This is a genomic window from Plantibacter sp. 2H11-2 (genome assembly GCF_050031945.1).
GTDB classification, from domain to species: domain Bacteria; phylum Actinomycetota; class Actinomycetes; order Actinomycetales; family Microbacteriaceae; genus Plantibacter; species Plantibacter auratus.
Map to the genome: position 1 here is coordinate 180,069 of NZ_JBNBBL010000003.1, position 19,232 is coordinate 199,300.

Sequence of the window (19,232 nt, forward strand, 5' to 3'; positions counted from 1 at the left end):
TCTGCTCGGTCGGCGCACGGCCGGAGGGCGTCGGGAACTTCGTCTGGCCGTACGAGGTGGTGAACGGCTGTCGAAATCCGTGCTAGAGTTTCTTCTCGTGCCCAGCGAAAGCCGGACACGATCACAACACGCGCGGGTGGCGGAAATGGCAGACGCGCTAGCTTGAGGTGCTAGTGCCCTTACGGGCGTGGGGGTTCAAGTCCCCCTTCGCGCACACCGTGTTGAGACGGCGAACGGCCGGAGCGAAAGCTCCGGCCGTTCTTGTTTTCCCGCCGGACTCCACGAGACGCGGACACCCGAGATCGTCTTCGGCCAGAGCGAGAACCGGCGCACCTCCCCCGGTCCCTGAGCCTGCACCGCCGGTCCCTGAGCCTGTCGAAGGGCAGCTCCGGCGGGCCGACCGCGAAGCAGGAGCACGCGTGCGGAGAAGCGCTGTCCTCAGTGCCCGTGACCCAGGCGACGCCGGAGCAGGTCGATGCGTGACTGCAGCTGCGTCACGCTCGCCTGTGCCACGGCGGGCCCGCCGCAGACGCGTCGCAGTTCCGCGTGCACGAGTCCGTGCGGCTCCTTCGTGTGCTTGGCGTAAAGGCCCACCAGGGTGTTGAGCACCTGGCGCTGCTCCTTGAGGGTGCGGTAGAGCGGAGCGGGGATGTCCGCCTGCGGACTCGGCGAGGCGGCGTTCTTGTCGACGAACGCCCCGCGCTTGGCCTGGCGGCTCTGGCGCTGCACGAGCAGTTCGTGCACCTGTTCAGGCTCGAGGAGCCCGGGGAACCCGATGAAGTCGAACTCCTCCTCGGTGCCCGGCTGGGCGAGCTCGCCGAACTCGTCGCCGTCGAACACCACCCGGTCGAAGTGCGCGTCCGAGGAGACGGCCTGCCAGGTGAACTCCTCGAGGAGTGAGTCGGAAGCCTTGTCCTCGCGCTCCGCGGCCGCCATCATCGCGTCCTCCGGGTTGAAGAGGTCGCCCTCCGCGTCCGGGTCGCTCGGGCGGTCGAGTGCGTGGTCACGTTCGAGCTCGAGTTTCTCAGCGAGGGCCATCAGGTTCGGCACGTTCGGGAGGAAGATGCTCGCGATCTCGCCGCGTCGACGTGCCCGGACGAATCGCCCGATCGCCTGCGCGAAGAACAGCGGCGTGGCGGACGACGTCGCGTAGACGCCGACGGCGAGTCGTGGGACGTCCACGCCTTCCGACACCATGCGGACCGCGACCATCCAGCGCTTGGTGTTCCCCGAGAAGTCGGCGATCCGATCGCTGGCCTCCTTCTCATCGGAGAGGACGACCGTGGGCTGCTCCCCCGTCAGCTCGTGCAAGATGGCCGCGTAGGCTCGCGCGGTCGTCTGATCGGTGGCGATCACGAGTCCGCCGGCGTCCGGGACCGCTTGACGGACCTCGGACAGCCGGAGGTCGGCGGACTTCAGGACCGCCGGGATCCAGTCGCCCTGCGGGTCGAGGGCGGTGCGCCAGGCCGCGGACGTGATGTCCTTCGTGTTGCCCTCGCCGAGACGGGCCTCCATCTCGTCGCCGGCCTTGGTCCGCCAGCGCATGTGACCGGCGTAGACCATGAAGAGCACCGGACGGACGACCCCGTCCTGGAGCGCGCGACCGTACCCGTAGTTGTAGTCGGTGACGGAGGTCCGGATGCCCTGGTGGTCCGGCTGGTAGACCACGAACGGGATCGGTGCCGTGTCGGACCGGAACGGGGTCCCGGTCAGCGACAGCCGACGGGTCGCCCGCGAGAAGGCCTCGTGGATGCCGTCGCCCCAGCTCAGGGCGTCGCCGCCGTGGTGGACCTCGTCGAGGATGACGAGGGTGCGACCCGAGTCGGTCGTGCGCTGATGCACGGGCGGGTTCGCCGCGACCTGGGCGTAGGTGACCGCGACACCGTGGTAGTGGCGGCCGAAGACCTGGTCGCGGTTCGCGAAGTTCGGGTCGAGGCGGATGCCGACCCGGCTCGCGGCCTCGGCCCACTGGCGCTTCAGATGATCGGTCGGGGCGACGACCGTGATGCGGTCGATCGTGCCGCGATGGAGGAGTTCGGAGGCGAGCCGTAGCGCGAACGTCGTCTTGCCTGCGCCCGGTGTCGCCGCCGCGAGGAAGTCACGGGGTTCGGTCGTGAAGTACTGCTCGAGCGCCTCGGCCTGCCAGGCTCGAAGCTTGCTCGCCGTGCCCCACGCTGCGCGTTCCGGGAAGGCCGGTGAGAGGTGTTCGGCTGCGGACCCGCCCAGGTGCTGGGTCGAAGAGATTTCCGCGTTCACTGGAGACCACTGTACCCGGCCGCACCGACACCGCCGACCATCGTGTGCGGCCTCGACACCCATCCCGATGTCCGACTCGCGACTGATCCGCCAGCCGAGGGGCGGGCGTACGCTGGAGGTTCCGGATGCACAGCAGGAGGAACCACCCATGACCGAACAGCACCATCCCTGGTCGCGGTACGTCGCCATCGGCGACTCGTTCACCGAGGGGATCGGTGATCCCGAGCCGGGCGCGCCGGGCGGGCACCGTGGGTGGGCCGATCGGGTCGCCGAGGTGCTGGCCGCGCAGAACTCGGACTTCGCCTACGCCAACCTCGCCGTGCGCGGCAAGCTCGCGCAGCAGATCCTCGACGACCAGGTGGAGCCCGCCCTGGAGCTGCACCCGGACCTCATCACGATCTCGGCGGGCGGCAACGACGTGATCCGGCCCGGCACCGACCCCGACGACATCGCCAGACGACTCGAGCAGGCGATCATCCGCCTCCGGAGCGACGGAGCGACGGTCGTGCTGTTCACCGGCGTGGACGTCGGCTTCTCTCCCGTCTTCCGCAGCATCCGCGGCAAGGTCGCGATCTACAACGAGAACCTGCGGGCCATCGCCGCCCGACACGACTGCATCATCGCCGACCAGTGGGCACTCCAGGCCATCCAGGATCCGCGGATGTGGGCGCCGGACCGCCTGCACCTGAACGCGCTCGGCCACCATGAGGTCGCCCGCCTCGTCCTGCACGCGCTGAACGTGGAGAACGACCTCAAGCCGCTGCAGCCGGAGCCGCTCCCCGTCAGGCGTTGGCGTCAGGCCCGGACCGAGGACTTCGCCTGGGCGCGTGAGTACCTCGTGCCGTGGGTGCTCCGTCGGGTGCGGCACCAGTCGTCCGGCGACCACATCACCGCCAAGCGACCGCTCGCCGGCCCGTTCCTCACGGTCGCAGCGCAGGACCAGGAACTCGACGTCTGACCGTCCGGCCGATCACCCGGGCTCCGGCGTCTGCTGCGGTCACGGGTTGGTCAGGCGCCACCAGGGCGTGACCGGGGCGACGTCCGCGTCGAGGGCCAGCGGGACGTCGATCGTCGCCGCACCACCCTCCGCGCCCGCTCCCACGGTGTAGCTGAGCTTCCCGACCGTCGAACCGGCGGCACCGGCGTCGATGGCTCTGACGCGGCTCTCGACCGTGATCGGGGTGTCCTGCCAGACGAGCACGGAGGCGTCGGACGCCACGACGACCTTCGCGGCCTGATCCCATGCGGTCGAGTACGAGCCGACCGATTGCCCGGCGGTGGCGAGCTGGACCTGGTGGAATCCGGCCGGCACGCTCTGCAACAGGGAGACCACGGCCTCGTTGAGCACGGTGTGGTCGTCGGCGCCGAGGATGACGCCGACGACGGTCACCGTCCGCCCCTCCGCCTGGAGGTCGGCGGAGAACAGCAGGCAGGCGCCGGAGGCGTCGTCGGTCCCCGTCTTCATGCCGGTCACCCCGTACTGGCCGAGGAGGGCGTTCGTGTTCTCGACCTCGCCGATGGCGGGCAGCACCGCCGTGGGCTCCTTGACGATCGACGAGAGCACCGGGTCGGCGAGCACGAGCTTGCCGATGGTCACGAGGTCGCTCGGGGTGCTGACGTTCGTCTCGCCCAGGCCGCTCGTGTTCGTGACGGTGGTGCCCGTCAGCCCACGTGCATCGAGCCAGGCGCGCGCCGCGTCGAGGTACGCGTCGACCGAACCGAAGGCCCAGACGGCGAGCGAGATGCTGTAGTTGTTCGCCGACGGGAGGAGCAGTGCTTCGAGCATCTGCCGCTGGGTGAACACCGACCCGGCGACGACGGGTGCCGCTGAACCGTTCTCCGCGATGGTGTCGTAGTAGAACCCGACGTCGGCGTCGGTCAGCGTGATGGACGGGCCCTGATCCCCCGCGGCGAGCGGCTTGGCCTCCAGCACGACGAGGGAGGTGATCGTCTTCGTGATGCTCGCGATGGGGAACGGCGTCTGCTCGCCACTCGAACTCAGGACGCCGTCGAACCCGACGGCACCGATGGCGCCCCGACCGAACCCTGGCCAGGCGACCGGTGTGGTCTGCTGGACGAGCGAGGTGGTGAGGGCGTCGCTGGATTCGAGCGTCGCAGCCGCGGCCGGCACCGGACGGAGCAGCGCGCCAGCGCTGTAGCCGAACAGCCCGATGAGGAGGGCGAGGACGCCGAAGACGGCGAGACGGCGGCGGCGGTAGATCTGTCGTCTCGTGAGTGGCACCCGGTCATGCTACCCGGCGCTCCTGCGCGTACCCTGTCGCGACGTGCCGCCGACCGGGCGTCCTCGAGCAGCGTGGGACCGTGGTCAGCGGACCCGGAGCTCCCAGAGGGCGACGGCGCTGGCCGACGCGACGTTCAGCGAGTCGACGCCGTGGAGCATCGGGATGGTCACGATCGTGTCGGCGGCGGCGAGGGCCGAGGCGCTCAGACCGTCGCCCTCGGCGCCGAGCACGATGGCGAGCCGTTCCGGCGCGGTCCGAGCATAGGTGTCGAGGTCCACGGCGTCGTCGGCCAAGGCCAAGGCGGCCGTCTCGAAGCCGGCATCCCGCAGGACGCCGGAAGCGACGTCCCATTCCGGCAGGCGGGTCCACGGCACCTGCAGGACCGTGCCCATGCTGACGCGGACGCTTCGACGGTACAGCGGGTCGGCGCAGCGCGGGGTGATCAGGACCGCGTCGGCACCGAGGCCGGCGACGGAGCGGAAGATGGCGCCGACGTTGGTGTGGTCGACGATGTCCTCGAGGATGACCACCCGGCGGGCGTCGGCGAGGAGCTCGGCGGGGTCGGCGAGCGGTGGGCGGTGCATCGCCCCGAGCGCTCCCCGGTGCAGGTGGAAGCCCGTCAGCTGCTCGAGGAGTGCGGGCTCGCCGACGAAGACCGGGACGTCGTGGCCCTCGAGGAGTGGCGAGACGTCCTCGAGCCACTTCTCCTGCAGCAGGACCGATCGCGGTCGGTGCCCGGCGCGCAGCGCACGTTCCATGACCTTCGTCGACTCGGCGATGTACAGGCCACCCGCGGGTTCGGACACCCGGCGGAGGGCGACGTCCGTCAGTCGCGCGTAGTCGTCGAGTCGTCCGTCGTCGAGATCGGTGATCCGGATGACCTGCATGGGAGACGTCCTCTCGACGCGATGTTCGACCTCCACCTTGCCAGAGTGGGAACACGATCGAAAACGAGGCCGTTTAGACTCAGGGGAAGCGATGGCCCGGAGCACTCCGATCATCGCGGACGGATGGACGGAGCAGGCATGAGCACGCTGATCGCAGCAGGGGATCCCGCTGACGAGACGGCCGAGGCCGGGCTCGAACGGGCGATCGAGCTGCTCGCGGACCGCCGTGTCGCCTTCCTCACCGGGGCCGGCGTGAGCACGGACTCCGGCATCCCCGACTACCGGGGCCAGGGTGCTCCGGTGCGGACCCCCATGACGGTCGACCAGTTCCTGTCCAACGACGACGCCGCGCGCAAACGCTACTGGGCCGGCAGCCACCTCGGGTGGAAGCGGTTCGACGGCGCTCGCCCGAACGCCGGCCACCGGGCCATCGCGCTCCTCGAGGAGGCAGGCATCGCCGACGGCGTCATCACGCAGAACGTCGACGGCCTCCACGTCAGGGCCGGCTCGCGCCGCGTCGTCGACCTGCACGGGTCGATGGACCGCGTCAGCTGTCTCTCCTGCGGGCAGAGTTACGCCAGGTCGAGCATCGCGGAGCGCATGACGGACCTGAACCCGTGGCTCGACACCGAGACGGACGTGACGATCAACCCGGACGGCGATGCCGAGGTCGGGCGCGTGGACGAGATCGTCGTCCCCGTGTGCACGGTCTGCGGTGGCATGTTGAAGCCGGACGTGGTCTTCTTCGGCGAGTTCATCCCGACGGAGAAGTACGCCGAGGCAGCCGCACTCGTGCGCGGCGCGGACGCACTCGTGATCGCCGGGTCGTCCCTCGTGGTCAACTCGGGGATCCGGCTCCTCGAACTCGCCCGCCGGAAGCGGTTGCCGATCGTCGTCATCAACCGCGGCGTCACGAAGGCGGACGGCCGCGCGGACGTGAAGCTCGACGCTGGTGCCAGTGAGACGCTCACCGGGATCGCCGCCCGCCTGGTCCCGTCCGCATTCACGAGCGTCGTCTCGCAGGAGGCGACCGACGCCTGACGCCTCAGGCGTCGGTGCGGTCGTCCGCGAGGAACGCGGTGAGGCGCTGCGCCGCGTCGTGCGGCTCCTCGTAGTGGATGAGGTGTCCGACGCGCGGGATGACGTGCAGCTGCGCGTCGGCGAACCGCTTCGCGAGCGCGTACTGCGCGGCCACGGGCGTGATGTCGTCACGCTCGGCGGCGATGAGCAACGTGCGGCTCGGGATCCGGTCGGCGTACTCGCTGACGTCGTGGCTGACCGAGGCGGTGAACGACTCGAGGACGACCTCCCGGTCGGCGAAGGCGCTGAAGTACTGGTCGTGTTGGGCGTGGATCCACCGACGGAGCGTCGGGTCCTTCGTCTTCGACATCGCGACGCTCATGATGCGCACGACGCCCTTGTTCCGGAGGAAGGCGAATCCCAGGCGTTTCGGGAGCTTCGCGGACGACCAGTAGTAGAAGACCGCGAGCCTCGTCAGGACACCTCGAGGGCCCTGGAGCGCCGGGGCGGCGATCGGGTTCACGAGGACGAGGTCGTCCGGTCGGAGTCCCCCGGCGACGGCGGCGCTCGACACGATCGAGCCGAACGAGTGCCCGAGGAGGACGACACGGCCGGTCAGGTGCAGCTCCTCGATGAACCGTCCCAGCCAGGCGGCGTACCCCTCGACGGAGTGGGTGGCCTCGGGGAACGGGGCCGAGCTGCCGAAGCCGGGGAGGTCCGGAGCGATGATCCGGAACCCGGAGAGCTGCGCGACGACCGGTTCGAGGCCGTGGTGGTCGCCGCGGAACCCGTGCACCATCACGATCGTCGTCGACGCCTCGTGGTCGCCGTAGTCCCAGAACCGGGTCTCGGCTCCGTCCACGATGAGCGAGCGCTCCCGGACGGGGATGCGGTCGAGCTGGTCGGCGTACGGTGATTCGACGGGCATCCACTCAGTCTAGGCAGTCCGGCTCCGCGTTCACCCGTTGATGCGGACCGTGCCGCCCCGGCGTGGCACAGGCCCCTGTCGGAGGCGCGTCATAGGGTGAAGGCGTGAACACGGTCGACGCGAATCCCCACTGGACGGACCGCCTGGCGGTCTTCGATCTCGAGACGACGGGCATCGAGGTGGAGACGAGTCGCATCGTGACCGCCTTCGTCGGTGTCATCACCGCGGACGGTTCGGTCGAACGCTCGTGGTCGTGGATGGCCGACCCCGGGGTCGAGATCCCCCCTCGCGCCGCCGAGATCCACGGCGTCACGACGGAGCGGGCCCGGGCGGAGGGGCGTCCGGCACCGGCCGTCGTCGGCGAGATCGTCGCCGTCCTCACCGAGCTGTTCGCCGCACGGACCCCGGTGGTCGCCTACAACGCGCCCTATGACTTCTCCCTCCTGCACTTCGAGGCGGAGCGACACGGGGTGACCTCGATCACCGACCCGTCCCCCGTCGTCGACCCGCTGATCCTCGACCGGCGGCTCGACACCTTCCGGCGCGGCAAGCGGACGCTCGAGGTCGTCGCCGCCCTACACGGCGTTCCGCTCGAGGGTGCGCACGACGCGGGGGTGGACGCCGTCGCCGCCGGACGCGTCGCTCAGGCCATCGGTCGGCTTCATGCCGACGCCCTGCCGACGAGCGTCGACGAGTTACACGAGGCCCAGCGGACCTGGTCGCTCGAGCAGGCGGAGAGCTTCCAGTCCTACATGCGCCGCGTGCGCGATCCCGAGTTCATCGCCGACGGTGCTTGGCCCATCCGCACCGGACGCCCTGCCGCCCGGCCCGAGGCACCGATCATCGTCCCAGCGGACCAGCTGCCCATCGGCATCTGAGCCGTACGGCTCGCCACGACGACGAACGCCCCGATCCGAGGATCGGGGCGTTCGTGTATTCCAGCGGAAGGACTACTTGCCGAAGCCCTTGAAGCGCTGGTTGAACTTCTCGACGCGACCGGCGGAGTCCATGATGCGCTGCTTACCCGTGTAGAACGGGTGCGACTCGGACGAGATCTCCACGTCGATCACCGGGTAGGTGACGCCGTCGAGGTCGATCGTCTTGCCCGACGAGACCGTCGAGCGCGTGAGGAACGTCGCGCCGGAGGCGAGGTCGCGGAAGACGACGGCTTCGTACGTGGGGTGGATGTCAGATTTCATCAGCAGTCCTTGTTGAGTGGATGGTGTGGGTAGTACCCGCGCTCGGAACTCCAGGCACGAGGCAGAAAGCTCTTGGCTCCGCGAGCCAAAGGTCGACTTTACCAGACTCGGCGCGCATCTGCTCGCCAGCCGAGGACGACTCGCCGAGGCGTGGCGGTCAGGAGGGGGCGACGGCCGAGCGTCCGGCGCGGACGGAGCGGGCGTGGAACCGGCCGTCCTCCTCGCTCAGCTCGATCGGGAGGTCGAAGGTCTCGCTGAGGTGCTCGGCCGTGAGTGTCTCGGCGATCGGGCCGGCGGCGACGATGCCGCCGTCGCGAACGAGCAGGACGTGGGTGAACCCGACGGGGATCTCTTCGACGTGGTGGGTCACCATGATGATCGCCGGTGAGTCGTCGGCGCTCGCGTAGCCGCCGAGCAGCTCGACGAGCTCCTCGCGCGTGCCGAGGTCGAGGCTCGCGGCCGGCTCGTCGAGCAGGAGGAGTTCGGGGTCGGTCATGATGGCCCGCGCGATCTGCACGCGCTTCTGCTCGCCGTCGCTCAGCGTGCCGAAGCGGCGGTCGGCGAGGTGGTCGAGCTTCCACTCCGCGAGGACCCGCGACGCGCGCTTCACGTCGATGTCCTCGTACTGCTCGACCCAGCGCCCGGTGACCGAGTAGGCCGCCGTGAGCACGACGTCCAGGACGGTCTCCTCCGGCGGCACCCGCTTCGCGAGGGCGGAGGATGCGAAGCCGATGCGCGGGCGCAGTTCGAAGACGTCGACCCGGCCGAGCGTCTCGTCCAGCACGGAGACCGTGCCCTTCGAGGGGTGGATGAGCGTCGCCGCGAGCTGCAGGAGCGTCGTCTTGCCGGCGCCGTTCGGGCCGAGGACGATCCATCGCTGGTCGCCCGTCACCGTCCAGTCGACGCCATCGAGGATGGGGTTGAGATTACGGACGACGGACACATCGGAGAACTGCAACACGCTCGGCATGGTCCTAGCCTATCCGCCAAGACTCGTCGCGCGTCGCCGTCCTCCGAGGTGTCCGCAGGTGGTTCAGACCAGGCTGCGGTACAGCTCCGCCGTCTGGGTGGCGATGCGCGACCAGCTGAAGTCGGACTCCGCGCGTCGGCGACCAGCGGCCCCGTAGGCCCTCGCCTGGGCGGGATCCTGGACGACCTCGGTGAGGGTGGCGGCGAGGTCGGCGACGAAGCGCTCCGGGTCGAGCGGGGTGCCGGTGCCGTCGGAGGCCTGCGCGAGCGGGACGATCCTGCCGGTCACACCGTCCTGCACGACCTCCGGGATGCCGCCGGTCCCCGTCCCGACCACGGCGGCACCGCAGGCCATCGCCTCGAGGTTGACGATGCCGAGCGGCTCATAGATCGACGGGCACACGAAGGTCGTGGCGGCGGTGAGGACGGTGCACAGCTCGTGACGCGGGAGCAGTCGTTCGATCCACACGACCCCGGTGCGCTCGCGCTGCAGCTCCTCGACGAGCCCCTTGACCTCGGCGAGGATCTCCGGGGTGTCGGGAGCGCCGGCACACAGGATGAGCTGCACGTCGGGCGGCAGCAGTCGGGCCGCGCGGAGCAGGTACGGCAGCCCCTTCTGACGGGTGATCCGACCGACGAAGACGACGGAGGGACGGGACGGGTCGATGCCGAGGGACCGCAGCAGCTCGTCGTCCACGCGTGGCTGCCAGTCGGTCAGGTCGATGCCGTTGTAGATGACCTGCACCTTGGCCGGGTCGAGGCTCGGGTACGACCGTAGGATGTCGCGACGCATGCCGTCGCTGACCGCGACGACGGCCGCGGCGCCTTCGTAGGCGGACTGCTCGATCCAGCTGGACACGCGGTACCCGCCGCCGAGCTGCTCGGCCTTCCACGGGCGGAGCGGCTCCAGACTGTGCGCGGTCACGACGTGCGGGATGCCGTGCAGCAGCGACGCGAGGTGACCGGCGCCGTTCGCGTACCAGGTGTGCGAGTGCACGAGGTCGGCCCCGGCGACGTCCTGGGCGATCAGGAGGTCCGTCCCGAGGGTCGTGAGGGCGCCGTTCGCCCCCTGGAGCTCGGCCGGGACACCGTACGCGACGGTGTCGGCCTCGTCGCGTGGAGCGCCGAAGCAGCGCACGGTCACGTCGATGTCGCTACGGAGGGATTTCACCAGCTCCGACGCGTGGACGCCTGCGCCGCCGTAGATCTCCGGCGGGTACTCCTTTGTCACAAGATCAACTCGCATGTCTAGACGCTAGTACAGGTCTCGTCCGGCATCTATTGTGAAGCCATGGCCGCCTCAAAGAAGATCTTCGGAATCGTCCTCGCTGGTGGGGAAGGGAAGCGGTTGATGCCGCTGACCGCAGACCGCGCGAAACCGGCCGTACCGTTCGGCGGGCAGTACCGCCTGATCGATTTCGCGCTGTCGAACCTCATCAACTCCGGACTCACCCAGATCGTCGTCCTCACCCAGTACAAGTCCCACAGCCTCGACCGCCACGTCTCGCAGACCTGGCGGTTGTCCGGCCTGCTCGACTCCTATGTCGCGTCCGTGCCGGCGCAGCAGCGTCTCGGGAAGCGCTGGTTCAGCGGATCCGCCGACGCGATCCTGCAGAGCCTCAACCTGATCCGCGACGAGAAGCCCGACATCGTCGTGGTCGTCGGCGCCGACCACGTCTACCGCATGGACTTCGCGCAGATGATCGAGGCGCACATCGCCTCGGGCAAGAAGGCGACGGTCGCCGCGATCCGTCAGCCCATCTCCCTCGCCGACCAGTTCGGCGTCATCGACGTCGACGCGGACGACCCGACGACCATCGCCCGCTTCCTCGAGAAGCCGCTCGACGCGCCGGGCCTGCCCGACTCCCCCGGCGAGGTGCTCGCCTCGATGGGCAACTACGTCTTCGACGCCGACGCACTCATGCAGGCGGTCATCGACGACGGCGAGGTGACGAGCTCGAACCACGACATGGGTGGCGACATCGTCCCGTACTTCGTCGATCGCGGCGAGGCCGGCGTCTACGACCTCCAGCGGAACGACGTGCCCGGCTCGACGGATCGCGATCGCTACTACTGGCGCGACGTGGGGACGATCGAGTCGTTCTACGAGGCCCACCAGGACCTCATCTCGACGCTCCCGATCTTCAACCTGTACAACCGCGACTGGCCGATCTTCAGTTCTCAGCTGAACTCGCCGCCGGCGAAGTTCGTGCGGGACGCGAAGGGCAACCTCGGCCAGACCATCGACTCGATCGTCTCCCTCGGTTCGCTGCTGTCCGGTGCCCACATCGAGCGCAGTGTCCTCGGGCCATGGGCGCTCGTGGAATCCGGCGCCCACGTCTCCGACTCGGTCGTGTTCGACAAGGTCCACATCGAACCGGACGCCGTCGTCAAGCGGGCTATCCTGGACAAGGATGTGGTGGTCACCTCCGGCGCGAGCGTCGGTGTCGACCACGACCGTGACCGCGCTCGCGGTTTCACCGTCACCGAATCCGGTCTCACCGTGGTTGGCAAGGGAGTACGCGTCGTTCCATGAGTACCGAGCGTTCGGCAGTGGCGGATCCCGAGGCAGCACTCCCCCCACAGGCCGGACGAGGCGTCCGGTTCCTCGCGGTCCTCGACGCCGACTCGACGCTCATCCAGAACGAGGTGATCGAGCTGCTCGCCGAGGAGGTCGGCAGCCTTCCTGAGGTCGCCGCCATCACCGAGCGCGCCATGCGCGGTGACCTCGACTTCGCCGACAGCCTCCGGGCCCGGGTCGCGACGCTCGCGGGCCTGCCCGTCGACCGGATCCCGGTGATCGCCGAACGGATCCGGACGACGGTCGGCCTGGAGACGCTGATCGGCCGGCTGCATGCGCACGGGTCACGGATCGGTGTCGTGTCCGGCGGGTTCCATGAACTGCTCGACCCGCTCGCTGAGGTACTCGGCCTCGACCATGTGCGGGCGAACCGCCTCGAGACCGCCGACGGTCGGTTGACGGGAGGCCTCAGCGGTCCCATCATCGACGCGGCGGCGAAGGCGGCCGCACTGCAGGAGTGGGCCGACGAGGACGGCGTGCCGTTGGGACGGACGATCGCGATCGGCGACGGAGCCAACGACCTCGAGATGATGGCCGTCGCCGGCCTCTCGGTCGCGTTCAACGCGAAGCCGATCGTCCGCCGCCATGCCGACGTCGTCGCCGGCCGGGTCGACCTCGCCGGCGTCCTCCCGCTCCTCGGGATCTGATCCGCGCGTCGGGGTCAGCGCCCGATGTCGGGTTCTCCTCGGTGCGGTGCTGCCCGGGTCAGTGACCCATGCCGAGGCCGCCGTCGACCGGGATCACGGCGCCGGAGATGTAGCCCGCGTCGTCACCGGCGATCCACGTGACGACCTTCGCGACCTCGTTCGCACTCGCGAAACGCGCTGCCGGGATGCTCTTCTTGTACTCGGCCTGGGTCTCTGCGGGCAGTTCGGCGGTCATGTCGGTCTCGATGAACCCCGGGGCGATCACGTTCGCCGTGATCCCACGTGCACCGAGCTCGCGGGTGATGGACCGCGCCATGCCGATGAGGCCGCTCTTCGAGGCCGCGTAGTTGACCTGTCCGGCGGACCCGTAGAGGCCCACGACGCTGGAGATGAGCACGATGCGCCCGAAGCGTGCCTTGAGCATGCCTTTGGACGCACGCTTGACGACGCGGAAGGACCCGCCGAGGTTCGTGTCGACCACCTGGTCGAAGTCGTCTTCGCTCATCCGCATGAGCAGGGTGTCCTTCGTGATGCCCGCGTTCGCGACGAGCACCTCGACCGGCCCGAGCTCCGACTCGATCTCGGTGAACGCCGCGTCGACGGAGGCTGCGTCGGTGACGTCCGCGCGGACCGTCAACGTGCCCGCGGGGCCCTCGCCGGATCGTGCGGTGACGGCGACGCGGTGACCCTGCGCGACGAACTCCTCGGCGATGGCGAAGCCGATCCCCCGGTTGCCTCCGGTGACGAGTACGGTGCGTGGTGCGGTCATGGTCGATTCCTCTCCTGCGGCGATACCGGCCGACTCGTGCGGCGGCCGTCGGGGCGCGCGGCGTTCCGGCCGCGGACCCGTACCAGCATATGGGGGTCCTCCAGTTCTCCCGGTGATTTGGGGGCTTCGCCCACCCGCCGAGCGCGTAGGCTGGTCATGGCATGAAGCAGCAGAGCATCACCTCCCTCCCACCGGCTCCCGAACAAGAGCGCCGGCAGCGGCTCATCAAGTACTCGATCACCATGGGTGTCCGGTTGCTTTGCCTCGCTGCGCTCCCGTTCGTCCAGGGCGGTTGGATGTTCGCGGTCGCAGCCGGTGCCATCTTCCTGCCGTACGTCGCCGTCATCATCGCGAACGCCGGGTCGCTGCCGTCGCAGGGGGCCATCGAGCGCCCCACCGGTGTCGTCGTGTCCCAGCGGCCGATCATCGTCGACGACTCGGTTCCGCCTCGTCCGGCCGACCAGGCATGATCGGGTTCGGTGCCGAGCCCGACGGCGTGATCTGCTCCCGGGCCGGCTGCCGCGCGGCGGCGAGCTGGCGGATCGAGTGGCGCAATCCGAAGATCCACGCGGAGGACCGCGTGAAGGTCTGGACCGCCTGCGACGAACACGTCGACTTCTTGGAAGCCTTCCTCGAAGCCCGCTCCTTCCCGCTCGAGCGGCGTCCGCTGGCGTCGGCGGTCGGCTCATGAGCGCGGGTTGGCGGTTCGCCTTCAGCCGCCGTTGGCTCGGCTACCTCGGCGTCGCGATCGTGTTCGCGATCGTGTGCGTCCTCCTCTCCAACTGGCAGCTCGCCCGCGCGAGCGAGAAGGAGGAGGAGGTCCAGCGCATCGAGACCAATTGGGACGCGACCCCGATCCCGCTCGACGAAGCGCTGCCGTCGCTGGACTCCTTCAGCGTGGCCGACGAATGGCACCCGGTGTCGATGAGTGGCACCTACCTGCCTGACGAACAGCTGCTGGTCCGGAACCGTCCCCGGAACAACCAGGCGGGCTTCAACGTCCTCACGCCGCTCCGACTTGCCAACGGAGACGTGTTCATCGTCGACCGTGGCTGGGTCGCTGCGAACGATTCACTCGAAGCACCCGAGTCGGTCCCGGCCCCTCCGAGCGGTGAGGTCTCGGTCGTCGTCCGCATCCGACCCGGCGAACCGACGCTCCCGGGCCGCGGGGCCGCCGACGGCCAGGTGGCCACGATCAACCTCCCGCAGATCGCCGAACTCCGCGGCGAGACGCTCTACTCCGGTGCGTACGGCATGCTCCTCTCGGAGAGCCCGGCGCCTGCCGAGGCGGCACCGCTCGGTCCGATCAAGCCCGAGCCGAACGAGGGGATGCACCTCTCGTACGCGCTGCAATGGGTGGTCTTCGCGCTGATGGGCTTCATCTTCCTCGCCTATGCCATCCGTCAGGAGTACCGCATCCTGAACTCCGACGACCCGAAGGAGCAGCGGCGTGCGGCTGCGCGCGCCGAACGGCTCGCCGCGAAGGCACGGTCCGACGCCGACATCGAGGATGAGATCCTCGAAGCGAGTCGCTGACCCGACCGGCCCGAGCCGTCGACGGACGGGGCGCACCCGGCCCGTGACGCTCACGGGCCGGGCGCGCTGGCCCGCTGGCGCTAGGCCAGGCTGACGAGGTCCTGGTAGTCCTTGTTCCAGTGGTCCTCGACGCCGTCGGGCAGGATGAGCACCCGCTCGGGGTTGAGCGCCTCGACGGCGCCCTCATCGTGACTCACGAGCACGACGGCACCCTCGTAGTGGGCGAGCGCGTCGAGGATCTCCAGACGGCTGGCCGGGTCGAGGTTGTTGGTCGGTTCGTCGAGGAGGAGCATGTTCGCGCCCGAGACGACGATCATCGCGAGAGCGAGTCTCGTCTTCTCGCCACCGGACAGCACGCCCGCGAGCTTGTTGGAGTCGTCGCCGGTGAACAGGAACGAGCCGAGGACCTTGCGCGCTTCCATCTCGGTGATGTTCGGCGACGAGGAGACCATGTTCTCGAGCACGCTGCGCTTCACGTCGATCGTCTCGTGCTCCTGCGCGTAGTAGCCGATCCGCAGGCCGTGCCCGGGCTCGAGCTGCCCGGTGTCGGGCTGGTCCACTCCGGCGAGGATCCGCAGCAGGGTCGTCTTGCCAGCGCCGTTGAATCCGAGGATGACGACCTTCGAGCCACGGTCGATCGCGAGGTCGACGGCCGTGAAGATCTCGAGCGAGCCGTAGCTCTTCGACAGGTTGCTCGCCATGAGCGGCGTCCGGCCACAGGGCGCCGGGGTCGGGAACCGCAGCTTGGCCACGCGGTCTTGCGCGCGGACCTCTTCGAGCCCGGAGAGCATCCGTTCGGCGCGAGCCACCATCTGGTGGGCTGCGGCCGCCTTGCTGGCCTTCGCACCGAACTTGGCCGCCTGGAGCTGGAGCGCCGTCGCCTTCTTCTCGACGTTGGTGCGCTCCTTCTTCCGGCGCTCCTCGTCGGCCTCGCGCTGACGCTGGTAGTTCTTCCAGTTCATGTTGTAGATGTCGATGACGGTGCGGTTCGCATCGAGGTAGAAGACCCGGTTGACGGTCTCGCCGACGAGCTCGATGTCGTGCGAGATCACGATGAACCCGCCCTTGTACTGCTTGAGGAACTCACGCAGCCAGACGACGGAGTCGGCGTCGAGATGGTTGGTCGGCTCGTCGAGGATGAGCGTCTCGGCGTCGGAGAACAGGATGCGCGCGAGTTCGATGCGGCGGCGCTGTCCACCCGAGAGTGTCTTCAGCTGCTGATCGAGGATGCGGTCGGGCAGGTTCAGGTTCGACGCGATCGAGGCCGCCTCGGCCTCTGCGGCGTACCCGCCGAGCGCGTTGAACCGGTCGGTGAGGTTGCCGTACTTCTTCATGGCGGCTTCCGCCACCTTCGGGTCGTCGCTCGCCATGGCCATGCTCGACTCGTGCATGCCGAGCGCGAGCTGGCCGAGACCACGCGCGTCGAGGATGCGGGTGCGGGCGAGGTCCTCCGGGTTGCCGGAGCGCGGGTCCTGCGGCAGGTACCCGATCTCGCCACCGCGATCGATCTTGCCGTTCGTCGGGAGGGTCTCCCCCGCGAGCGTCTTGGTCAGGGTCGTCTTACCGGCACCGTTACGGCCGACGAGGCCGATCTTGTCGCCGGCGGACACGCGGAAGTTCACGTGCTCCATGAGCACGCGTGCCCCCACGCGGATCTCGAGGTCGTGCACACTCAGCACAGGCATAGTCCATTTCTTCAAGTGCGTTTCGACAACGCGGAGGGTGGGGGTCAGCCTCCCAGTATAAATCGTGAATCCGATGCTCAGCACCGCGGCCGTTCCGGTGCGGCCGGACAGCAGTCAACGCAGGGCGGAGATCCGTCCGACCGCCTCGGTGAGGAGCTCGGGTGAGCAGGCCAGGTTGAGTCGTGCATGGCCGACGCCGCCGGGCCCGAACGGGGCTCCCTCCTGCAGGGCCACGCGCGCCTCGCGCAGGATGCGCCGCGCCGGGGGCTCGGTCCAACCGAGCGTGGTGCAGTCCAGCCAGGCGAGGTACCCGGCGGCAGGCGGACGGTAGCCGACCTCGGGCAACTCGGTGCCCAGCAGCTCACCGAGCAGCCGCCGGTTGCCGTCGAGCAACCCGAGGAGCCCGTCCAGCCAGGGCTCTCCGGCCTCGAAGGCGGCGACCGAAGCCAGTACACCGAACTGGCCCGTCCGCCAGAACACCTCGACCGGCATCCCGGCGACCACGCTCCGCGGCCCGGGGCCGGCGGTGACCATCACCGCGCACTTCAGGCCGGCGAGGTTCCAGGCCTTGCTCGCCGACAGGACGGCGTACCCGTGTTCGGCGGCCTCGTCGGACACGCTGAGATAGGGGACGAACCGCTCGCCCGGCTGGGTGAGCGGAGCGTGGATCTCATCGCTCACGACCGTGACCCCGTACCGCGCGGCCAGCGCGGCGACCGAGCGGAGTTCGTCGACCGTGTGCGGCCGACCGACCGGGTTGTGCGGGTTGCAGAGGAGGAACGCCTTCGCGCCGTTGCGGAAGGCGGCTTCGAGACCGTCCAGGTCGAGCCGCCAGCCCCCGGCGGGATCGTCGGCGCGGCTGGACCCGAGCAAGGGGGCATCCACCACGACTCCCCCGGCCTCGGTGACGAGGTCGAAGAACGGCGGGTAGACCGGCGAGGTGATCACGACGCCCTCGCCGGGCGAGATGACGCGCCGCAGGATCTCGACGATGCCCATGCTGACGTCGGCGGTGGTGAACACGGAGCCGGGATCCACGTCCCATCTCCAGCGTCGCGCTGCGAAGTCGGCGAACGCTTGTGGGAGCCGTGTGCGGCTCGCGACATACCCGGCGTCACCGCGGTCGATCGCCGCGTGCAGGGCATCGCGGACCACGGGTGCCAGGGGGACGTCCATCTCGGCGACGAACATGGGCAGGACGTCGTCGGAGTACTCGGACCACTTCTCGCTCGTCCGGCTGCGCAGGACGTCGAGGGGGTCTGCGGACACGATCTCGGTCATGCCTCGACCCTATCCGGGATCAGCCGGACGACGCTGCCGGGAACAGGACGACGGACGGCTGCAATGCAGCCGTCCGTCGTCGGGGAGGTTCGATCAGATCGAGAAGCCGAGGGCACGCATCATGTCGCGCCCGTCGTCCGTGATGCGCTCCGGGCCCCACGGCGGCATCCACACCCAGTTGATGCGGAAGGCGTCGACGATGCCGTCGAGCGCTTGACCCGTCTGCTCCTCGAGGACGTCCGTGAGCGGACATCCGGCGGAGGTCAGGGTCATGTGGATGATGAGCGCGTCGTTCTCGTCATCCCAACCCAGGTCGTAGATGAGACCGAGGTCGACCACGTTCACCCCGAGCTCGGGGTCCATGACGTCCTTGAGCGCCTCTTCGACCTCGTCGAATCGTTGCGGACTGAGCGTTGTTACCATGTCGTTATCTTAGACCGCTCGCGCGGCTTCAGGCACCTTCCGGGGCGACGACGGCATCGACGAGGAAACGGTCGTAGCCTTCGTTCTCGAGTCGGTCGGCGAGCTCGGGACCGCCCTGCTCGGCGATCTTGCCGGCGACGAAGACGTGCACGAAGTCCGGCTTGATGTAGCGGAGGATCCGCGTGTAGTGCGTGATCAGCAGGACGCCGAGGCCCGTGTTCTCCTTGGCGCGGTTGACGCCCTCGGACACGATCTTGAGGGCGTCGACGTCGAGGCCGGAGTCGGTCTCGTCGAGGACTGCGAACTGCGGCTTCAGCAGCTCGAGCTGGAGGATCTCGTGACGCTTCTTCTCGCCACCGGAGAAGCCCTCGTTGACGTTGCGCTCGGCGAAGGCAGGCTCCATGCGCAGGTTCTTCATCGACTCGCGGACGTCCTTGATCCAGCCGCGGATCGCGGGCGCCTCGCCGTCGACGGCGGTCTTCGCCGTGCGGAGGAAGTTCGTGACCGTGACGCCGGGGATCTCGACCGGGTACTGCATCGCGAGGAAGAGTCCGGCACGGGCGCGCTCGTCGACGCTCATCGCGAGGACGTCCTCGCCGTCCAGCGTGATGGATCCGCTGTCGACGGTGTACTTCGGGTGGCCGGCGATCGTGTACGCGAGCGTGGACTTGCCCGAACCGTTCGGACCCATGATCGCGTGCGTTTCGCCCGTGCGGATGGTGAGGTCGACGCCACGCAGGATCGGCTTGGTGCCCTGCTCTGTTTCGACGCTGACGTGCAGGTCGCGGATTTCGAGGACTGACATGGT

Annotated in this window: 20 protein-coding genes and 1 tRNA gene; 9 read left to right on the top strand and 12 right to left on the bottom strand. The window is 69.1% G+C overall.

The window, feature by feature from the left end:
• The first annotated feature begins 130 nt into the window (after positions 1-130).
• Positions 131-214 (top strand) — tRNA-Leu (locus tag ACQG07_RS08610).
• Between the two features lie 224 nt (positions 215-438).
• Here ACQG07_RS08610 and ACQG07_RS08615 read toward each other — a convergent pair.
• On the bottom strand, positions 439-2,256 hold the full coding sequence (locus tag ACQG07_RS08615) for a DEAD/DEAH box helicase (RefSeq protein WP_229938898.1): 1,818 nt from the start codon (positions 2,254-2,256) through the stop codon (positions 439-441).
• A 148-nt stretch (positions 2,257-2,404) separates the two neighbouring features.
• On the opposite strand from ACQG07_RS08615, the gene ACQG07_RS08620 reads away from it, so the two are divergent.
• Positions 2,405-3,214 carry an SGNH/GDSL hydrolase family protein gene (locus ACQG07_RS08620; protein WP_079705978.1) on the top strand — a complete coding sequence of 270 codons (810 nt, stop codon included), beginning with the start codon at positions 2,405-2,407 and terminating at the stop codon, positions 3,212-3,214.
• A gap of 39 nt (positions 3,215-3,253) precedes the next feature.
• Here the strand turns inward: ACQG07_RS08620 and ACQG07_RS08625 are convergent, their stop codons facing one another.
• Both ACQG07_RS08625 and ACQG07_RS08630 read right to left on the bottom strand, forming a co-directional pair.
• On the bottom strand, positions 3,254-4,498 hold the full coding sequence (locus tag ACQG07_RS08625) for a D-alanyl-D-alanine carboxypeptidase family protein (RefSeq protein ID WP_426738026.1): 1,245 nt from the start codon (positions 4,496-4,498) through the stop codon (positions 3,254-3,256).
• 84 nt (positions 4,499-4,582) lie between these two features.
• Positions 4,583-5,386 (bottom strand): TrmH family RNA methyltransferase, encoded by an 804-nt coding sequence (locus ACQG07_RS08630; protein WP_426738027.1) that lies wholly within the window; start codon positions 5,384-5,386, stop codon positions 4,583-4,585.
• Positions 5,387-5,524: 138 nt separating this feature from the next.
• On the opposite strand from ACQG07_RS08630, the gene ACQG07_RS08635 reads away from it, so the two are divergent.
• A complete protein-coding gene (locus ACQG07_RS08635; RefSeq protein WP_079705976.1) occupies positions 5,525-6,427 on the top strand; it encodes a Sir2 family NAD-dependent protein deacetylase in 903 nt (300 codons plus the stop codon).
• 4 nt (positions 6,428-6,431) lie between these two features.
• On the opposite strand, the gene ACQG07_RS08640 is transcribed toward ACQG07_RS08635, so the two are convergent.
• Entirely contained in the window at positions 6,432-7,334 is a 903-nt protein-coding gene (locus tag ACQG07_RS08640; protein WP_426738029.1) for an alpha/beta fold hydrolase, read from the bottom strand.
• 104 nt (positions 7,335-7,438) lie between these two features.
• Between ACQG07_RS08640 and ACQG07_RS08645 the strand changes: the two genes are divergently transcribed.
• A complete protein-coding gene (locus ACQG07_RS08645) occupies positions 7,439-8,212 on the top strand; it encodes a 3'-5' exonuclease (RefSeq protein WP_426738030.1) in 774 nt (257 codons plus the stop codon).
• A 72-nt stretch (positions 8,213-8,284) separates the two neighbouring features.
• On the opposite strand, the gene ACQG07_RS08650 is transcribed toward ACQG07_RS08645, so the two are convergent.
• The 3 genes from ACQG07_RS08650 to glgA all read right to left on the bottom strand — a co-directional run bounded on the left by ACQG07_RS08650 (position 8,285) and on the right by glgA (position 10,748).
• Positions 8,285-8,533 carry a type B 50S ribosomal protein L31 gene (locus tag ACQG07_RS08650; protein WP_056005588.1) on the bottom strand — a complete coding sequence of 83 codons (249 nt, stop codon included), beginning with the start codon at positions 8,531-8,533 and terminating at the stop codon, positions 8,285-8,287.
• A 157-nt stretch (positions 8,534-8,690) separates the two neighbouring features.
• Positions 8,691-9,503, bottom strand: coding sequence for an ABC transporter ATP-binding protein (locus ACQG07_RS08655; RefSeq protein ID WP_085510924.1), 813 nt, complete (start codon positions 9,501-9,503; stop codon positions 8,691-8,693).
• A 63-nt stretch (positions 9,504-9,566) separates the two neighbouring features.
• Positions 9,567-10,748, bottom strand: coding sequence for a glycogen synthase (gene glgA, locus ACQG07_RS08660; RefSeq protein ID WP_426738031.1), 1,182 nt, complete (start codon positions 10,746-10,748; stop codon positions 9,567-9,569).
• Positions 10,749-10,793: 45 nt separating this feature from the next.
• Here glgA and ACQG07_RS08665 point away from each other — a divergent pair, with 45 nt between their 5' ends.
• Positions 10,794-12,038, top strand: a complete 1,245-nt coding sequence (locus ACQG07_RS08665; protein ID WP_064296946.1) for a glucose-1-phosphate adenylyltransferase — start codon at positions 10,794-10,796, stop codon at positions 12,036-12,038.
• A complete protein-coding gene (gene serB, locus ACQG07_RS08670; protein ID WP_426738032.1) occupies positions 12,035-12,730 on the top strand; it encodes a phosphoserine phosphatase SerB in 696 nt (231 codons plus the stop codon). The genes ACQG07_RS08665 and serB overlap by 4 nt, the downstream gene beginning before the upstream one ends.
• Before the next feature lie 58 nt (positions 12,731-12,788).
• Here serB and fabG read toward each other — a convergent pair whose 3' ends face one another.
• Positions 12,789-13,499, bottom strand: a complete 711-nt coding sequence (gene fabG / locus ACQG07_RS08675) for a 3-oxoacyl-ACP reductase FabG (protein WP_079705970.1) — start codon at positions 13,497-13,499, stop codon at positions 12,789-12,791.
• A gap of 161 nt (positions 13,500-13,660) precedes the next feature.
• Between fabG and ACQG07_RS08680 the strand changes: the two genes are divergently transcribed.
• From ACQG07_RS08680 to ACQG07_RS08690, 3 genes are read left to right on the top strand one after another with little or no spacing between them, the layout of a single operon-like run.
• Positions 13,661-13,969 (top strand): DUF3099 domain-containing protein, encoded by a 309-nt coding sequence (locus ACQG07_RS08680; protein WP_086473255.1) that lies wholly within the window; start codon positions 13,661-13,663, stop codon positions 13,967-13,969.
• Complete coding sequence (locus ACQG07_RS08685; protein WP_079705968.1) at positions 13,966-14,190, top strand: hypothetical protein; 225 nt, start codon at positions 13,966-13,968, stop codon at positions 14,188-14,190. The genes ACQG07_RS08680 and ACQG07_RS08685 overlap by 4 nt, the downstream gene beginning before the upstream one ends.
• Complete coding sequence (locus tag ACQG07_RS08690) at positions 14,187-15,035, top strand: SURF1 family cytochrome oxidase biogenesis protein (protein ID WP_085510918.1); 849 nt, start codon at positions 14,187-14,189, stop codon at positions 15,033-15,035. Before ACQG07_RS08685 ends, ACQG07_RS08690 begins: the two co-directional genes overlap by 4 nt.
• A gap of 80 nt (positions 15,036-15,115) precedes the next feature.
• Here the strand turns inward: ACQG07_RS08690 and abc-f are convergent, their stop codons facing one another.
• The 4 genes from abc-f to sufC form a co-directional block, all read right to left on the bottom strand.
• Positions 15,116-16,714 carry a ribosomal protection-like ABC-F family protein gene (abc-f, locus tag ACQG07_RS08695; protein WP_056005615.1) on the bottom strand — a complete coding sequence of 533 codons (1,599 nt, stop codon included), beginning with the start codon at positions 16,712-16,714 and terminating at the stop codon, positions 15,116-15,118.
• A 120-nt stretch (positions 16,715-16,834) separates the two neighbouring features.
• The gene (locus ACQG07_RS08700; RefSeq protein ID WP_079705965.1) at positions 16,835-18,001 is read right to left on the bottom strand and encodes a MalY/PatB family protein; all 1,167 of its coding nucleotides are present in this window, start codon (positions 17,999-18,001) and stop codon (positions 16,835-16,837) included.
• 93 nt (positions 18,002-18,094) lie between these two features.
• The gene (locus ACQG07_RS08705) at positions 18,095-18,424 is read right to left on the bottom strand and encodes a metal-sulfur cluster assembly factor (RefSeq protein WP_056005622.1); all 330 of its coding nucleotides are present in this window, start codon (positions 18,422-18,424) and stop codon (positions 18,095-18,097) included.
• 28 nt (positions 18,425-18,452) lie between these two features.
• Complete coding sequence (gene sufC, locus ACQG07_RS08710; RefSeq protein ID WP_064296938.1) at positions 18,453-19,229, bottom strand: Fe-S cluster assembly ATPase SufC; 777 nt, start codon at positions 19,227-19,229, stop codon at positions 18,453-18,455.
• Between the last annotated feature and the right edge of the window lie 3 nt (positions 19,230-19,232).

Bases quoted from the DNA above. Each gene is read 5' to 3' on its own strand.
- ACQG07_RS08680 (WP_086473255.1), top strand. From the start codon at position 13,661: ATGAAGCAGCAGAGCATCACCTCCCTCCCACCGGCTCCCGAACAAGAG.
- serB (WP_426738032.1), top strand. From the start codon at position 12,035: ATGAGTACCGAGCGTTCGGCAGTGGCGGATCCCGAGGCAGCACTCCCC.
- ACQG07_RS08655 (WP_085510924.1), bottom strand. From the start codon at position 9,503: ATGCCGAGCGTGTTGCAGTTCTCCGATGTGTCCGTCGTCCGTAATCTC.
- ACQG07_RS08665 (WP_064296946.1), top strand. From the start codon at position 10,794: ATGGCCGCCTCAAAGAAGATCTTCGGAATCGTCCTCGCTGGTGGGGAA.
- ACQG07_RS08620 (WP_079705978.1), top strand. From the start codon at position 2,405: ATGACCGAACAGCACCATCCCTGGTCGCGGTACGTCGCCATCGGCGAC.
- ACQG07_RS08700 (WP_079705965.1), bottom strand. From the start codon at position 18,001: ATGACCGAGATCGTGTCCGCAGACCCCCTCGACGTCCTGCGCAGCCGG.
- sufC (WP_064296938.1), bottom strand. From the start codon at position 19,229: ATGTCAGTCCTCGAAATCCGCGACCTGCACGTCAGCGTCGAAACAGAG.
- ACQG07_RS08690 (WP_085510918.1), top strand. From the start codon at position 14,187: ATGAGCGCGGGTTGGCGGTTCGCCTTCAGCCGCCGTTGGCTCGGCTAC.
- fabG (WP_079705970.1), bottom strand. From the start codon at position 13,499: ATGACCGCACCACGCACCGTACTCGTCACCGGAGGCAACCGGGGGATC.
- ACQG07_RS08685 (WP_079705968.1), top strand. From the start codon at position 13,966: ATGATCGGGTTCGGTGCCGAGCCCGACGGCGTGATCTGCTCCCGGGCC.
- ACQG07_RS08650 (WP_056005588.1), bottom strand. From the start codon at position 8,533: ATGAAATCTGACATCCACCCCACGTACGAAGCCGTCGTCTTCCGCGAC.
- glgA (WP_426738031.1), bottom strand. From the start codon at position 10,748: ATGCGAGTTGATCTTGTGACAAAGGAGTACCCGCCGGAGATCTACGGC.
- ACQG07_RS08635 (WP_079705976.1), top strand. From the start codon at position 5,525: ATGAGCACGCTGATCGCAGCAGGGGATCCCGCTGACGAGACGGCCGAG.
- ACQG07_RS08630 (WP_426738027.1), bottom strand. From the start codon at position 5,386: ATGCAGGTCATCCGGATCACCGATCTCGACGACGGACGACTCGACGAC.
- ACQG07_RS08705 (WP_056005622.1), bottom strand. From the start codon at position 18,424: ATGGTAACAACGCTCAGTCCGCAACGATTCGACGAGGTCGAAGAGGCG.
- ACQG07_RS08640 (WP_426738029.1), bottom strand. From the start codon at position 7,334: ATGCCCGTCGAATCACCGTACGCCGACCAGCTCGACCGCATCCCCGTC.